A 15,086-nucleotide genomic window follows, 5' to 3' on the forward strand; every position below is an offset into this window, starting at 1 on the left:
TTCGGATCAAAAATCAGGGGATAGTTATACGGACTGGCTGGCAAAAATGCCAGCCATCGGCAGGAGGTTAAGACTCTTCCTTACGGTTTCACGTACTCGATGGCATTAACATACCAGCTCGCTTCTCCGGCAGGGGTATTCACCACCGCCAGATCGCCAACCTCTTTTTTCAGCAATGCGCGGGCCATTGGGGAATCAATAGAGATGTAATCTTTACGGCCAAAAATTTCATCGTAGCCGACGATACGAAAACGGTGGGTAACACCATCGTCGTTTTCAATCTCCACCCACGCGCCAAAGAACACTTTGCCTTCCTGCTGCGGGGAATAATCGACGATTTTTAGATTTTCCATGCATTTAGTGAGGTAGCGCACGCGGCGGTCGATTTCACGCAGGCGCTTTTTATTATACTGATAGTCAGCATTTTCGCTGCGGTCGCCCAGACTTGCAGCCCAGGTCACCTTTTTTGTGACCTCGGGGCGTTCTTCACGCCAGAGATAATTGAGCTCTTGTTTGAGTTTTTCATACCCTTCCCGGGTAATCAGGGGCGTTTTCATCTCGTTGATTCCCTTTGTCTGTTTGATAATGCGCACATTGGGTATAACGTGATCATATCAACAGAATCAATAATGTTCCGCCGAATAAATTGTATACTTAAACTGCTGTTTAATATGCTTTGTAACAATTTAGGCTGAAATTTATACCAGATTTAGCTGGTGACGAACGTAAGCTTTTTTAAGAATACACGCTTACAAATTGTTGCGAACCTTTGGGAGTATAAACAATGCAAGAGAACTACAAGATTCTGGTGGTCGATGACGACATGCGCCTGCGCGCGCTGCTGGAGCGTTATCTCACCGAACAAGGCTTCCAGGTTCGAAGCGTCGCTAATGCAGAACAGATGGATCGCCTGCTCACCCGTGAATCTTTCCATCTTATGGTACTGGATTTGATGTTACCTGGTGAAGATGGCTTGTCGATTTGCCGACGTCTTCGTAGCCAGAGTAACCCGATGCCGATCATTATGGTGACGGCGAAAGGGGAAGAAGTTGACCGTATCGTTGGCCTGGAGATTGGCGCTGACGATTACATTCCGAAACCGTTTAACCCACGTGAACTGCTGGCTCGTATTCGTGCGGTACTGCGTCGTCAGGCGAACGAGTTGCCGGGCGCGCCGTCGCAGGAAGAAGCGGTAATTGCTTTCGGTAAGTTCAAACTTAACCTCGGTACGCGCGAAATGTTCCGTGAAGATGAGCCGATGCCGCTCACCAGCGGTGAATTTGCGGTACTGAAGGCGCTGGTCAGTCATCCGCGTGAGCCGCTCTCCCGCGATAAATTGATGAACCTTGCCCGTGGACGTGAATATTCCGCAATGGAACGCTCCATCGACGTGCAGATCTCGCGTCTGCGCCGCATGGTGGAAGAAGATCCGGCGCACCCACGTTACATTCAGACCGTCTGGGGTCTGGGCTACGTCTTCGTGCCGGACGGTTCTAAAGCATGAGGCGATTGCGCTTCTCGCCACGAAGTTCATTTGCCCGCACGTTATTGCTCATCGTCACCTTGCTGTTCGTCAGCCTGGTGACGACTTACCTGGTGGTACTGAACTTCGCGATTTTGCCGAGCCTTCAGCAGTTTAATAAAGTCCTCGCATACGAAGTACGTATGTTGATGACCGACAAACTGCAACTGGAGGACGGCACGCAGTTGGTTGTGCCTCCCGCTTTTCGTCGGGAGATCTACCGTGAGCTGGGGATCTCTCTCTATTCCAACGAAGCTGCCGAAGAGGCCGGGCTGCGTTGGGCGCAACACTATGAATTCTTAAGCCATCAGATGGCGCAGCAACTGGGCGGTCCGACGGAAGTTCGCGTCGAGGTCAACAAAAGCTCGCCTGTCGTCTGGCTGAAAACCTGGCTGTCGCCCAATATCTGGGTGCGTGTGCCGCTGACCGAAATTCATCAGGGTGATTTCTCCCCGCTGTTCCGCTATACGCTGGCGATAATGCTGTTGGCGATAGGCGGCGCGTGGCTGTTTATTCGTATTCAGAACCGACCGTTAGTCGATCTCGAACATGCGGCTTTGCAGGTGGGTAAGGGGATTATTCCTCCGCCGCTGCGTGAATATGGTGCTTCGGAGGTGCGTTCGGTTACCCGTGCCTTCAACCATATGGCGGCTGGCGTCAAGCAACTGGCGGATGACCGCACGTTGTTGATGGCAGGGGTGAGTCATGACCTGCGCACGCCGCTGACGCGTATTCGCCTGGCAACGGAGATGATGAGTGAGCAGGATGGCTACCTGGCGGAATCGATCAACAAGGATATCGAAGAGTGCAATGCCATCATTGAGCAATTTATCGACTATCTACGCACCGGGCAGGAGATGCCGATGGAGTTGGCCGATCTTAATGCCGTGCTTGGTGAGGTGATTGCTGCGGAAAGTGGCTATGAGCGGGAAATTGAAACCGCGCTTGAGCCGGGCAGCATTGAAGTAAAAATGCATCCGCTCTCCATCAAACGCGCAGTGGCAAATATGGTGGTGAACGCCGCCCGTTACGGCAATGGCTGGATTAAAGTCAGTAGCGGTACGGAGCCGAATCGCGCCTGGTTCCAGGTGGAAGATGATGGTCCTGGTATTGAACCAGAGCAGCGTAAGCACTTATTCCAGCCGTTTGTTCGCGGCGACAGCGCGCGCACCATTAGCGGAACGGGGTTAGGGCTGGCAATTGTGCAGCGTATCATCGATAACCATAACGGGATGCTGGAGCTCGGCACCAGCGAGCGAGGCGGGCTTTCCATTCGCGCCTGGTTGCCTGTACCGGTCACGCGAGCGCAGGGCACGACAAAAGAAGGGTAAAAAAATGGGAGGCGATGAGCCTCCCGTTTTTTTCGCTTCTAATACATTATGCTCACAACACGAGAATATAGACTCATCGTGTTGATAAGATTATTCAACTTCCATATTGCTACTTACATTGCAAAAACCAACTTGATGAAGGTGAGCTATTTCACGAACTTTTTTCAATGCGTCATCTGCTACAGACCAGCTAAATGCCATATAGATAATATTTTTTCCAATTGAATAGTCGGTCAAATAAACATCTAATCCTGACTCATCCAGCTTATCGAACTGTTCGTCATCGGGGGCATCCGGCCCATTTAAATTAGGGAAGGTTTGAATCAGAGTTGAGTAAAAATTTCTAAGGGCGGGGCTGCTTATTTCTGAATTATTGTAGTCGTGTTGTTCACTCCACGAAGTTTGCTTCTCATACCATTCCATAAAAACAGCCGGATCTTGTGGGGCTGCACTACGTTCAAACACCATTAAATCGTAGCTCATTGATGCTTCCTTTCTACTATAAAAAATCCCCCGTATCTTGCGAAACGGGGGCTTTTGTCTCTTAACTTAACTGATTACAGCTTCGGGCCAGCAGCGACCAGCGCGGCACCCGCAGGGGTGTCGGTGTATTTATCGAAGTTGTCGATAAACAGTTTCGCCAGCGTTTCAGCTTTTTCCTGCCACTGTTCCGGGGAAGCGTAGGTGTTACGCGGATCGAGGATCTTCGTGTCTACGCCCGGCAGCTCGGTTGGGATCGCCAGGTTAAACATCGGCAGGGTGAAGGTTTCTGCGTTATCCAGCGAACCGTTCAGGATGGCATCGATAATGGCGCGGGTATCTTTAATGGAGATACGTTTGCCAGTGCCGTTCCAGCCGGTGTTAACGAGATATGCCTGCGCACCCGCCGCCTGCATACGTTTCACCAGCACTTCTGCGTACTGAGTCGGGTGCAGCGACAGGAATGCCGCGCCGAAACAGGCAGAGAAGGTTGGCGTCGGTTCGGTGATGCCACGCTCAGTACCGGCCAGTTTGGCGGTGAAGCCTGAGAGGAAGTGGTACTGGGTTTGATCGGCAGTCAGGCGAGAAACCGGCGGCAGTACGCCAAAAGCATCTGCGGTCAGGAAGATCACTTTAGTCGCGTGACCCGCTTTGGAGACTGGCTTAACGATGTTTTCGATATGATAGATCGGATAAGAAACGCGGGTATTCTCGGTTTTTGAACCATCATCAAAGTCGATAGTGCCATCTTCACGCACGGTGACGTTTTCCAGCAGCGCATCGCGACGGATGGCGTTGTAGATTTCGGGTTCTGCTTCTTTCGACAGCTTGATGGTTTTCGCGTAGCAGCCGCCTTCGAAGTTAAATACGCCGTCATCATCCCAGCCGTGCTCGTCATCGCCAATCAGGCGACGTTTCGGGTCGGTGGAAAGGGTGGTTTTACCGGTGCCGGAAAGGCCGAAGAACACCGCAACATCGCCTTTCTCGCCAACGTTGGCGGAGCAGTGCATGGAGGCAATGCCTTTCAGCGGCAGCAGGTAGTTCATCATTGAGAACATCCCTTTCTTCATTTCGCCGCCGTACCAGGTGCCACCAATCAACTGCATGCGCTCAGTCAGGTTAAACGCAACGAAGTTTTCAGAGTTCAGACCCTGTTCTTTCCACTGCGGGTTGGTGCACTTCGCGCCGTTCATGACGATAAAGTCTGGTTTGAAATCTTCCAGCTCTTCATCACTCGGGCGAATAAACATGTTCTTGACGAAATGCGCCTGCCAGGCCACTTCGGTGATGAAACGCACGGAAAGGCGAGTGTCCGGGTTAGCGCCACAGAAAGCGTCAACGACAAACAGGCGTTTGCCGGAAAGCTGTTTGGTCACCAGGCCTTTCAGATGCTGCCAGGTTTCCGGAGAGAGAGGTTTGTTGTCGTTCTTACCTTTGCCTTTGTCGGCCCACCAGAAGGTATCGCGGGTAGTATCGTCACGGACGATATACTTATCTTTTGGTGAGCGGCCGGTGAAGATCCCGGTATCGACGGCAACAGCACCCAGGTTAGTTAACACCCCGCGCTCATAACCGGTCAGGTTTGGATCAAGCTCTTCCTGATACAACAGATCATAGCTTGGGTTGTAAACGATATCATGTACGTCACTGATACCATAAGCCTCGAGTTCTTGCGGGGTCAAACCATTGTTAACGCGCATTTCACTGCTCCTTAGCCAATATGTATTGCCTGAATAGTAAAGTCTTTTTGGGGGTGTTAACCGCGACAAGGCTCATAGATTTACGTATCTGGAGAAATTCATATTTGACAAAAAACTCCGTGATTCCTGTCACGAAACGGTTGCTATTATCGCAGAAATAGCATTCCCGGTGTGGAAAATGTTCTTAAAAGGTTAAAAATTGGTTTATATGGCAGGGATATTGTGAGCGTAATCGCATTCATTTATGAAACTGATGAAAATTCAATAGATAAAGTATCGATTCACCACGCTAACTTTTTTTGATTATTTTCTGAAAAAAGCAAATTAGTCCTGCCTGGATGCGATAATTAACTCTCCTTTCGAATCTGGATACCAACATGGACAACGTTGAACTTTCACCCGTAACACGCTGGGGAATGGTTGCTACCGGATTACTCCAGGGGCTGGTTTGCTACTTGCTGATAACCTGGCTTGCCGGAAAAAATAACAGTTGGATTGTCTATGGCGTGCCTGCGACCCTGGCGCTTTCATCTGTTTTACTCTTCACCGTGGTGTCCTTCAAACAGAAGCGACTTTGGGGATGGTTGGCGATAGTGTTGATTGCCACTCTCGGGATGAGCGGCTGGCTGAAGTGGCAAATTGATGACATGAGTCCCTGGAGAGCGGAAAAGGCGCTTTGGGATTTTGGTTGTTATCTGCTGTTGATGGGAGTGATGTTGCTGCCGTGGATACAACAGAGCCTGCGTGTGCACAATGACATTACCCGCTATAGCTATTTTTACCAGTCGGTATGGCATAACGTACTTGTATTATTAGTGATTTTTATCACCAATGGCCTGACGTGGCTGGTGCTTTTACTGTGGAGTGAGTTATTTAAACTTGTTGGCATCACGTTTTTCAAAACGCTCTTTTTTTCAACCGACTGGTTTATTTATCTTACGCTGGGGCTGGTTACTGCGCTGGCGGTGATCCTGGCGCGGACACAGTCACGTTTAATTGACTCAATTCAAAAGTTGTTCACGTTAATTGCCACGGGTTTACTGCCGTTGGTGTCATTGCTGACGCTGCTGTTTATTATCACCCTGCCGTTTGCGGGCCTGAATGCGATTTCTCGCCATATCTCTGCCGCCGGGTTGCTTTTGACGCTGGCCTTTTTGCAACTGCTTTTAATGGCCGTTGTCCGCGATCCGCAAAAAGCATCAATTCCCTGGGCTGGCCCGTTGCGTTACCTGATTAAAACCGCTCTGCTGGTTACGCCGCTGTATGTGCTTATTGCCGCCTGGGCGTTATGGTTGCGGGTTGCTCAGTACGGCTGGACTGCCGAACGCTTGCATGGTGCGCTGGCTGTGGTGGTGTTACTGGTTTGGTCGCTGGGATATTTTGTCAGTATTGTCTGGCGTAAAGGGCAAAATCCCCTTGTTCTTCAGGGTAAAGTGAATCTTGCGGTTTCGTTGCTGGTGCTGGTGATACTGGTATTGCTTAATTCTCCAGTGCTGGACAGTATGCGCATTAGCGTGAACAGTCATATGGCGCGTTATCAGAGCGGCAAAAACACGCCAGACCAGGTGAGTATCTACATGCTCGAACAGAGCGGTCGCTATGGACGTGCGGCGCTCGAGTCGCTGAAAAGCGATGTCGAGTATATGAAAGACCCGAAACGCAGACGGAGTCTGCTTATGGCGTTTGATGGAGTCCAGCGTCTTCAGCAGCGGATATCGGAAAAAGCATTAGCCGATAATGTATTAATTGCCCCAGGTTCTGGCAAACCGGATGCGACATTCTGGTCGGCAGTGATGAAAAATCTCTATAACGCGATGATATGTATTGAAAAAGACGCCTGTGTACTGGTTGAGCAAGATCTGAATAGTGATGGCAGGGCAGAGGGGATTCTTTTCGCTTTTAATAGTGAAAGATATATTGTTTATGGCTTTGATCCTGACAAGAAAGAATGGCAAGAGCTTACGATGAGTTTACTTCCGCGCGAAATAACGAAAGAAAAATTACTCACTGCTGCGAAGGAGGGAAAACTGGGGACGAAGCCTAAAGCGTGGCGCGATCTTACGGTGGATGGTGAAACGCTGGATTTGAATCTGAATGAGTGACAATGCGCATCTGATTTTTGCCGGATTCGGTGCGAACGCCTTATCTGACCTACAATAACTTGCGATTTATACCGTAGGCCTGATAAGCGCAGCACATCAGGCTATTAAGACAAAAAATCCGGCAGAGTTGTCTCTGCCGGATTTACTAATTAATGAACCTGCGGGTCTGCCGGAGATGCGTTGTTGCGGATCCCGGCAATATCCATCGCATTGAACACATAGTGGTTACCACAGTAATCACAATGCATGTCAATTTCGCCTTCTTCCGCCAGGATGCTATCTACTTCTTCATCCGGCAGCGTTTTCAGCGCGTCGGCGCAACGTTCACGCGAGCAGGTGCATTTGAACTCAACATCCTGCGGATCGTAAACCGTCACTTCTTCTTCGTGATACAAACGCCACAAAACCTCGTTTGCCGGTAAGGTCAGCAGTTCTTCGGTTTTGATGGTTTCGGTCAGTGTCGCCAGGTGATTGAAGTCATCCTGCTGGGCATTTTGCGCAGGCATCACCTGCAACAGCATGCCGCCAGCGGCAGGCTTACCATCTACTTCGCCGGTGCGAATAAACAGGCGCGTCGGCAACTGTTCAGAACGCATAAAGTAATCTTCCAGGCAAGCTGCCAGGGTATCACCTTCCAGACCAACGACGCCCTGATAGCGTTCGCCTTCGCTCGGCGTAATGGTAATTACCACATAACCGTTACCGACCAGCGTTTTCAGATCGGCATTTTCTGGAATTTCGCCCTGCACGCGTGCGACGCCGCGCATCTGCTGTTTGTTGTTTCCGTTGATGACCGCCAGATTCATCGGGCCGTCGCCTTGTAGTTGCACGGTGATATCACCATCAAACTTCAGTGTAGCGGTCAGCAGGCTGGTTGCGACCAGCAGTTCTGCCAGCACGTTTTTCACCGGCTGCGGATAATCGTGATTCTCAAGGATCTGTTGCAGGGTTTCCGAAACGGTTACCAGTTCGCCGCGCACGGCAAAGTTTTCAAACAGATAGCGATGTAATTGGTCATGTTGCGGCATAATCATCTCTCTTGCAGGTGACAGTTATTCACTGTCGCCGTGTTTAAATCGTAACAGGTCGCGGCGCTCTTTTTTGTCCGGGCGTCGGTCCGGGTGCGGCATGGTTAAGGCATTAAGTTTACGTGCCAGCGCCATTTTTTCGCGTTTCTCTACACTTTCCGCAGTCTCTTCATACAGCAAGACCGCCTCGCTGGCGGGGCGACGCTGCTCAGTAATCGCCTTCACAATTACTGTTCGCTCGTCATTTCCCTGGCGCAGTGTGAGCGTGGCATTCAGTTCGACGACTTTACTCGGCTTGCTGCGCTGCCCGTTGTAATGCACCTTACCGCCTTCAATCATTTCGCGGGCCAGCGCGCGGGTTTTATAAAAACGGGCGACCCATAGCCATTTATCCAGTCGAACCTCAACAGCAGGTTTTTCTTTCATGGCGTCTCCTTCACATTAGCGAGGGGATCAGGCGGCGGTAGTCATTCAGTGACGGATGGCGCTCATACTGTTTTTCAGCAATCCCTGAGTCGGGATTAGTAACGCCGAGGCAGTAACGAATACCAAATTGCGCGGCAGCGTCGAGAATCGCTTCGCTGTCATCAATAAACAGCGTTCTTTCAGCTTTCAGACCCGTAGCTTCGGCCACCGCATGCCATAACCGCTGATCCTCTTTCGGATAACCAAATGTGTGGGTGGAAAGTAATAAATCAAGGTGTGCGTCCAGACCGGTATGCTCGAGTTTTACCGCCAGATTGTGCGGATGGGCGTTAGTGAGCAAAATTCGCCGCTTGCCGCTGGCTTTCAGAGCTTCAAGAAACGGAATGGTATCTTCACGCAGCACGGCGCGTGGACCCATTTCGGTGGTCATCGCGCAAATATCCAGGCCCAGTTGCTCACTCCAGTAATCAAGACAGTACCAGTTTAGCGTATGCTGCACGTCGTGATATTGCTGGCGCATATATTCCATCGCTTCTTGTGGCGTGACACCGTTCTGCGCGCCCCAGGTTTCGGGCACCAGCTTTTGCCAGAAATAGTTATCGAAAGCGAGGTCGAGCAGTGTGCCGTCCATATCCAGCAGAACGGTGTCTACGTCCTGCCAGGCAATGTTGATATGCATGGGGGAATCTCCAGAGTGAAGCAATTTGCGCGACAGGGTAGCATAACCTGCCGCGCAAACGTGTTATTCGATGAGGCTTTCTGAAGATGTCAGCAGTTTCGAATTCAGGCAGTTTTCGTAGTATTCCTGAATTTTTAGCATACGGGTACGGTGACGTTGGCATCGCCGCCAGGCCTGCACGCCATTATAGATGGCGCTGCCCAGCATCGTTAGCAACAGCAATGTCGTGCCCAGATAGCGCCACAGTCCGGAGCGATCCGGGATGGGGTGCAGGCCGATATGCTGCGTGCCGTTGGCGTCGGTGAAAATTTTGGTGACGATCCCCTCGGCGTTAAAAGGCGTATGCATCAACATTTGTGCCAGCTTCTGGAAGGCGTTCCACTGCTCTTGTGGCGGATAATCATAAAGCGAAACCGCAGGCCACGGTTGATCGACTAAATCACTGCCTTCGTCGCTGACAATCAGGAATCCTCCCGGTGCCGGGCTATTCAGTGATTGCGCCGCTCGCGCCGTTTCATGAGTGATGAATGGTGCTGTAGAGGTTTCCACCAGGTTATCGAGTGATTCTGCACTCACCGGGCGGAGTAACACATTGACACCGTCGAGTTTTCCGGCGTTGGCGCGTTTTACCAGTGCGTCCCAGTCCTTACTGTTGCCGAGATTTACCAGCGCATTTTTCAACCGTACACAATCATCTTTGGCAGCACAGAGATCAGCCGTCTTCAGCACAATGTCGCCAAAGTCATCAAGCAGTACCATGCCGGATTTCTGAATTGCTGAACGCAATGAGGCGCTGACGCGAGATTCATCATCCGGTTTCGGGTGCAACTGGCGGTTTACTGCCTCGGTCAGTGCCGTGGCCTTGTTGACCAGTTCAGACTCTGGTAATGGCAATGAACGGGCGTCATTCCAGATGATCTGCGAGCAGTCAAATGGCAAAAACGGTGAATTAGTTTTCGCGCTCCAGGTTCCGGAAGTGCGGATATTACACATCCCTGTACCGCTAAGACGTAAGGTATCGCCTACACGTACTCCGGCATCTGCCAGTTGTTTAACGCTGGTGGCCTCAATGGTCTGCGCGCCTTTCATCCAGGAGAGGGTGAATTTCAGCGGCATATCCAGCGGGATCCAGAACAGCAGCATAAACAGCACCAGCAGCGATCCGGCAGCGATAACCGTACTGCGTAGCCAGTGTTGCAGCGGGAAGTTTTTCACTTCGTCATGCAGCGAAAGATAGCGTCCCTGGCGTACCACATGCCGATCAAGGTAGATATCGATATCCGTTTGCTGCCCCAGATCCTGGGCAATATAAGGCTGCCAGTGCGCGGGATAGACCAGGTCGATAATACCGAGCGAGATATTGTTGATTTGTTCCTGATCGTTTTCGCCAAATAATCCCCAACGACGCGGCGTACCACGCAGACAGTGGATCTCCCGCAGGGATGATTTTGCCGGCGGCGCAAATAGCCCCCACAGGCCTGCTCCCAGCAGCAGTAATGCGCCACCAGCCAGCCACGGAACAAAGACATCCGGGGTAATCAGGCAGAAAAAGAACATCAGGAAGGAGGCGACAATCAGTAACGCTTCACGCAGCCCACGCGGGCGACTAAGCGCATACTCTTCGTGCGTTTCTTTGCGAATATTGAGTAATTCAATTTGTTCGCTTTCTTCTCCGCGAATCGACGCCTGCGTTGACGGGACTGGCTGTAACGCATAGCCGCGAGTTTCCTGCATGTACTCTTGCAGCGTATGACCGTTGAGTGAAATAACCAGCGGCAGCGAATCGGTATGGATCAGTTCAACGGTATTTTCATCGTTGATGTACTGCTCCCAGAACGGGGGTAGGTGGACTTCCACCGAATCGAGATAGTAACGCCATTTGTTTGGATCGTCGGTAGAAATGCCATAACGCGTGATGGCGTGCGTCAACATCATGACGTTGTTGCTTTCGGCGTTCAGGGTCAGAGAAACAGGAGCCGTGCTGGCACCCGTTGGGCCGGGAACCTGCAAAACCTGCGTCAGACTGTCGAGATAATTTTCAACGGCGCTACGTTCTTCAGAAGTGAGTTTGCGCGTTTGCGCATCAGCGAAGGCGTTAGCCCAGGACAGTGGACGTCGCCTGGAGCGTACTTTTATCAGCCATCCTGCAAGTAGTGAGCAGGCCAGCAAAGCAGCTAAAAAAATCACAATGGTGCTCATGCTTTCCCCATCTTACTTAATTTGTCAGGTGTGGTTAGTCGCATCCTGGACACAATATAGGATTCTGCGGTTGGCTATCGGCAAGCGTGGAGTTGAACTTGAGCATCATTAAGCGCATCCCAGTAACCGCTGATCATAGCAAACCCTCTGAGGGCGGAATATCAGCAAATTCCTGGACTTATTTCAACCTATTGACTTTTTATTTGATTTGAGAATGATTATTTATTAGGTTACGTAAATGTAAATAACATGCAATTCACATTGCCGAAAGCGTGTCCGATATCGCACAATAACTGCTGATTTCACAGCATAGATTCCACGATGAGCAAATCATTACAAAAACCCACCATTCTGAATGTTGAAACTGTAGCCCGTTCCCGATTGTTTACCGTCGAAAGCGTGGATCTGGAGTTCAGCAACGGCGTGCGGCGTGTTTATGAACGAATGCGTCCAACCAACCGGGAAGCCGTGATGATTGTGCCGATTGTGGACGATCACCTGATTTTGATCCGCGAATACGCAGTGGGAACTGAATCCTACGAGTTAGGATTTTCGAAAGGGTTAATTGACCCCGGTGAAAGTGTCTATGAAGCCGCTAACCGCGAGCTAAAAGAAGAAGTGGGATTTGGTGCGAACGATCTGACTTTCTTGAAGAAGCTCAGCATGGCACCGTCTTACTTTTCCAGCAAAATGAATATCGTGGTGGCGCAGGATCTCTACCCTGAATCGCTGGAAGGCGATGAGCCAGAGCCGCTGCCGCAAGTGCGCTGGCCGCTGGCGCATATGATGGATTTGCTCGAAGACCCTGATTTCAACGAAGCGCGCAATGTCAGTGCGCTGTTCCTGGTACGTGAGTGGTTGAAGGGGCAGGGGCGGTTGTAAATACGTGAGGCTTGCCTGATGCGCTACGTTTATCAGGCCTACGCGGTTCCTGCAATATATTGAGTGTTCACGATTTTGTAGACCAGATAAGGCACTTGTGCCGCATCCGGCAAAAAAAGCCCGACAACATTAACGTTGCCGGGCGTCGTTTTTAGAACAATTCCTGTGCCTCACCATTATCGATAATGGTCGTTCCCACCTCGCGCACCGCCTGCTGTGTAGGCTGCGTACCTTCGATGAAATACTCTTCGCGGCTGTTGCCACCATTAGCCAGTTGCCCGGTGCTGCGATCGATATTCACCGTCACAATGCCTGGTGGCGGTGTCAACGGTTGTTCCGGCACGCCTTCCAGCACGGCTTTCATATAAGCATCCCATGCTGGCTGCGCGCTCTTCGCTCCACCTTCATAACCCGAGATCTGATCTTTAATCGCGCCGGAAGCCGTGGTGTGGCCGAGATTGCGGCGGTGATCGTCAAAGCCAATCCATACCGAGGTCACAACGCCTGGACCGTAACCCGAAAACCACGCATCTTTCGAGCTGTTGGTTGTCCCGGTTTTCCCGCCAATATCATGACGTTGTAAATCACGGCCTGCGCGCCAGCCGGTGCCCTGCCAACCTGGTTCACCAAAGATATTGGTGTTCAGGGCGCTCTTAATCAGGAATGCCAGCGGTGTGCTGATGACGTGCGGTGCGTACTCTGGCGCGCCAGTCTTCGCCACTAATGTCTGATTAGCCTGCTCCAGTTGCGGCATTGGAACGGAAACATTCTGCTGTGAGCGAGAGGTAGCAACATCTTCAACGTCGCTATTTTCCAGCACGTTCGATTTTTGCGTATCACCGTAAATCACCGGAATATCACATTCCGGGCAGGCTACTTTCGGTTTAGCTTCGAAAATTACGCCACCCTGGTCGTTTTCAATTTTGCTGATAAACCAGGGGTCAACCAGGAAGCCTCCATTAGCCATCACTGCGTACCCACGCGCCACCTGTAGCGGCGTGAAGGAAGCAGAACCCAGCGCCAGCGATTCAGTGTGGACAATGTTTTGTGCCGGGAAGCCGAAGCGTTGCAAATACTCTGCGGCATAGTCCACGCCCATCGCACGCATCGCTCGTACCATTACCACGTTTTTCGACTGACCCAGCCCCTGGCGTAAACGGATTGGACCGGCATACTGCGGTGGTGAGTTTTTCGGCTGCCAGTCTGAACCCGCGCCTGCATCCCAGCGGGAAATCGGCACATCGTTCAACATACTTGCCAGCGTCAGACCTTTATCCATCGCTGCGGTGTAGAGGAAAGGCTTGATATTCGAACCAACCTGACGCAGCGCCTGGGTGGCGCGGTTAAATTTGCTCTGGTTGAAGTCAAAGCCACCGACCAGCGCCATAACCGCGCCGTTTTGTGGATTGATAGATACCAGCGCAGAGTTCACTTCCGGCACCTGTGCCAGCCACCAGGCATCGCCCATCTGGCGAACCCAGATTTGCTGACCTGTTTGCACAACATCGCTCACTTTACGCGGCGTCGGTCCCTGCTGAGTATCTGAACGATAAGGCCGCGCCCAGCGCACTCCTTCCATTCGCAGCGTTACAGATGTTCCGTCCGCCAGCATTGCTGTCGCTTCCTGCGGGTTGGCGCGGGTGACCGCGGCAGGCAGCAGCGGACCATAGGTCGGCAGCGCCTTCAGCGTATCGGTAATCTTTTTGTCATCCCACGCTGACTCACCTGCTTTCCACAGCACATTGGCTGGGCCGCGATAGCCATGACGCATGTCGTAGTCCAGAACGTTATTACGTACTGCTTGCTGTGCGGCCTGCTGCACTTTGCGGGTAATGGTAGTGTAAATGCGATAACCGTCTTCATAAGCGCTTTCGCCGTAACGGTTATACATCTCCTGGCGTACCATTTCGGTGAGATACGGCGCTGAGAAGGCGATCTCCGGTGCGTGATAGTTGGCGTTAACCGGCTCAGTGCGTGTCTGAGCGTACTGCTGTTGAGTGATATACCCTTCGTCCAACATTCGCGACAGCACGACGTTCCGTCGCGCAACGGCACGATCCATAGAGTAGAGCGGGTTGAAGGTGGAGGGGGCTTTCGGTAGCCCGGCAATCACCGCCATTTCGTTCAGCGTCAATTGATCGACCGTTTTACCGAAATAGACTTGTGCCGCAGCACCGACACCATAGGCGCGGTAACCGAGGTAAATCTTGTTCAGATAAAGCTCGAGGATTTCGTCTTTCGTCAGCAACTGTTCAATACGAATCGCAAGGAAGACTTCCTTAATTTTACGCATCAACGTGCGTTCTGGACTCAGGAAGAAGTTTCTCGCCAGTTGTTGGGTGATGGTGCTCGCCCCTTGTGATGCGTGGCCGGAGAACAGCGCCACGCTTGCCGCACGGAAGATCCCCACCGGGTCAACACCGTGATGCTCGTAGAAGCGGCTGTCTTCCGTCGCAATAAAGGCTTTCACCATTTCCGGCGGGATTTGATCCAACGTAACCGGAATACGACGTTTTTCACCGTATTGAGCAATTAGCTCGCCATCGGCACTGTAAATCTGCATCGGAATTTGCAGGCGTACATCTTTTAATGTCGCCACATCCGGCAGTTGTGGCTCGATGTAGCGGTAGAGGCCATAAATCGAGCCTGCTCCCAGCAGAATGCAACAGACTGCAAGGATCAATAAATACTTTACGAACTTCACTGGAAATTTCCCATTTAGTTTCATTTGGGCAGT

At 51.5% G+C, this 15,086-nt stretch carries 12 protein-coding genes; 4 read left to right on the forward strand and 8 right to left on the reverse strand.

All coding sequences use genetic code 11. The features are described 5' to 3' along the window. Nucleotides 1-80 precede the first annotated feature (80 nt). Nucleotides 81-557, reverse strand: coding sequence for a transcription elongation factor GreB (greB, locus tag C7B16_RS14855; protein ID WP_001517234.1), 477 nt, complete (start codon nt 555-557; stop codon nt 81-83). A gap of 227 nt (nt 558-784) precedes the next feature. Here greB and ompR point away from each other — a divergent pair, with 227 nt between their 5' ends. Both ompR and envZ read left to right on the forward strand, forming a co-directional pair. Continuing rightward, nucleotides 785-1,504, forward strand: a complete 720-nt coding sequence (gene ompR / locus C7B16_RS14865) for a two-component system response regulator OmpR (protein WP_001157751.1) — start codon at nt 785-787, stop codon at nt 1,502-1,504. Beyond that, nucleotides 1,501-2,853 carry a two-component system sensor histidine kinase EnvZ gene (envZ, locus tag C7B16_RS14870; protein ID WP_001253702.1) on the forward strand — a complete coding sequence of 451 codons (1,353 nt, stop codon included), beginning with the start codon at nt 1,501-1,503 and terminating at the stop codon, nt 2,851-2,853. Before ompR ends, envZ begins: the two co-directional genes overlap by 4 nt. A gap of 90 nt (nt 2,854-2,943) precedes the next feature. Here the strand turns inward: envZ and C7B16_RS14875 are convergent, their stop codons facing one another. Together C7B16_RS14875 and pckA are read right to left on the reverse strand one after the other, a co-directional pair. Next, nucleotides 2,944-3,336 (reverse strand): hypothetical protein, encoded by a 393-nt coding sequence (locus C7B16_RS14875; RefSeq protein ID WP_016249283.1) that lies wholly within the window; start codon nt 3,334-3,336, stop codon nt 2,944-2,946. A gap of 74 nt (nt 3,337-3,410) precedes the next feature. Continuing rightward, nucleotides 3,411-5,033 (reverse strand): phosphoenolpyruvate carboxykinase (ATP), encoded by a 1,623-nt coding sequence (pckA, locus tag C7B16_RS14880; RefSeq protein WP_001517232.1) that lies wholly within the window; start codon nt 5,031-5,033, stop codon nt 3,411-3,413. Nucleotides 5,034-5,410: 377 nt separating this feature from the next. Between pckA and C7B16_RS14885 the strand changes: the two genes are divergently transcribed. Further along, a complete protein-coding gene (locus C7B16_RS14885; protein WP_107179864.1) occupies nt 5,411-7,135 on the forward strand; it encodes a DUF4153 domain-containing protein in 1,725 nt (574 codons plus the stop codon). Between the two features lie 149 nt (nt 7,136-7,284). Here C7B16_RS14885 and hslO read toward each other — a convergent pair whose 3' ends face one another. The 4 genes from hslO to igaA form a co-directional block, all read right to left on the reverse strand. Continuing rightward, complete coding sequence (hslO, locus tag C7B16_RS14890; protein WP_001517230.1) at nt 7,285-8,163, reverse strand: Hsp33 family molecular chaperone HslO; 879 nt, start codon at nt 8,161-8,163, stop codon at nt 7,285-7,287. A 24-nt stretch (nt 8,164-8,187) separates the two neighbouring features. Then, entirely contained in the window at nt 8,188-8,589 is a 402-nt protein-coding gene (hslR, locus tag C7B16_RS14895) for a ribosome-associated heat shock protein Hsp15 (RefSeq protein WP_107179865.1), read from the reverse strand. Between the two features lie 10 nt (nt 8,590-8,599). Then, nucleotides 8,600-9,268: a GMP/IMP nucleotidase gene (yrfG, locus tag C7B16_RS14900; RefSeq protein ID WP_000547898.1), complete on the reverse strand. Its 669-nt coding sequence runs from the start codon at nt 9,266-9,268 to the stop codon at nt 8,600-8,602. Nucleotides 9,269-9,331: 63 nt separating this feature from the next. After that, nucleotides 9,332-11,467 (reverse strand): intracellular growth attenuator protein IgaA, encoded by a 2,136-nt coding sequence (igaA, locus tag C7B16_RS14905; protein WP_038355348.1) that lies wholly within the window; start codon nt 11,465-11,467, stop codon nt 9,332-9,334. A 321-nt stretch (nt 11,468-11,788) separates the two neighbouring features. Here igaA and nudE point away from each other — a divergent pair, with 321 nt between their 5' ends. After that, complete coding sequence (nudE, locus tag C7B16_RS14910) at nt 11,789-12,349, forward strand: ADP compounds hydrolase NudE (RefSeq protein ID WP_000045743.1); 561 nt, start codon at nt 11,789-11,791, stop codon at nt 12,347-12,349. Between the two features lie 151 nt (nt 12,350-12,500). Here the strand turns inward: nudE and mrcA are convergent, their stop codons facing one another. Beyond that, entirely contained in the window at nt 12,501-15,053 is a 2,553-nt protein-coding gene (mrcA, locus tag C7B16_RS14915; protein WP_016262610.1) for a peptidoglycan glycosyltransferase/peptidoglycan DD-transpeptidase MrcA, read from the reverse strand. Nucleotides 15,054-15,086 lie beyond the last annotated feature (33 nt).

Source organism: Escherichia sp. 20412-1, assembly GCF_003027595.1.
In the GTDB taxonomy this organism is placed as follows: domain Bacteria; phylum Pseudomonadota; class Gammaproteobacteria; order Enterobacterales; family Enterobacteriaceae; genus Escherichia; species Escherichia marmotae.

Bases quoted from the DNA above. Each gene is read 5' to 3' on its own strand.
- greB (WP_001517234.1), bottom strand. From the start codon at position 557: ATGAAAACGCCCCTGATTACCCGGGAAGGGTATGAAAAACTCAAACAA.
- ompR (WP_001157751.1), top strand. From the start codon at position 785: ATGCAAGAGAACTACAAGATTCTGGTGGTCGATGACGACATGCGCCTG.
- envZ (WP_001253702.1), top strand. From the start codon at position 1,501: ATGAGGCGATTGCGCTTCTCGCCACGAAGTTCATTTGCCCGCACGTTA.
- C7B16_RS14875 (WP_016249283.1), bottom strand. From the start codon at position 3,336: ATGAGCTACGATTTAATGGTGTTTGAACGTAGTGCAGCCCCACAAGAT.
- pckA (WP_001517232.1), bottom strand. From the start codon at position 5,033: ATGCGCGTTAACAATGGTTTGACCCCGCAAGAACTCGAGGCTTATGGT.
- C7B16_RS14885 (WP_107179864.1), top strand. From the start codon at position 5,411: ATGGACAACGTTGAACTTTCACCCGTAACACGCTGGGGAATGGTTGCT.
- hslO (WP_001517230.1), bottom strand. From the start codon at position 8,163: ATGCCGCAACATGACCAATTACATCGCTATCTGTTTGAAAACTTTGCC.
- hslR (WP_107179865.1), bottom strand. From the start codon at position 8,589: ATGAAAGAAAAACCTGCTGTTGAGGTTCGACTGGATAAATGGCTATGG.
- yrfG (WP_000547898.1), bottom strand. From the start codon at position 9,268: ATGCATATCAACATTGCCTGGCAGGACGTAGACACCGTTCTGCTGGAT.
- igaA (WP_038355348.1), bottom strand. From the start codon at position 11,467: ATGAGCACCATTGTGATTTTTTTAGCTGCTTTGCTGGCCTGCTCACTA.
- nudE (WP_000045743.1), top strand. From the start codon at position 11,789: ATGAGCAAATCATTACAAAAACCCACCATTCTGAATGTTGAAACTGTA.